The organism is Streptomyces sp. AC558_RSS880 (assembly GCF_019049255.1).
Lineage (GTDB): Bacteria > Actinomycetota > Actinomycetes > Streptomycetales > Streptomycetaceae > Streptomyces.
This window is the reverse complement of the sequence record NZ_JAGMUJ010000200.1, coordinates 1-260: the sequence shown is the minus strand read 5'-3', so window position 1 is coordinate 260 and position 260 is coordinate 1. Positions and strand designations below refer to the sequence as shown.

1 protein-coding gene is annotated in these 260 nt (G+C 71.2%); it reads right to left on the bottom strand.

Annotation, left to right across the window (positions count from 1 at the left end; translation table 11 throughout):
- Positions 1–260 (bottom strand): acyltransferase domain-containing protein (locus KUM38_RS40880; protein WP_217137226.1); only part of this gene is annotated, 260 nt, incomplete at both ends.

The window sequence follows — 260 nt, the reverse complement described above, 5'->3', positions numbered from 1 at the left end:
CCCTGGGAGTGGCCGACGACAGCTCCCGGCTCCACACCGAACGACCGCCACAGCTGCGCCAGCGACACCATCACCGCCCACAACACCGGCTGCACCACATCCACCCGGCCCAGCCACTCCTCGGAGTCCGACCGCAGAACCCCGGTGAGCGACCAGTCGACATGAGCCGCCAACGCCGCCTCGCACCGCTCGACCCACTCGGCGAACACCGGCGAGGACTCCAGCAACCCGGCCGCCATCCCCACCCACTGCGACCCCTG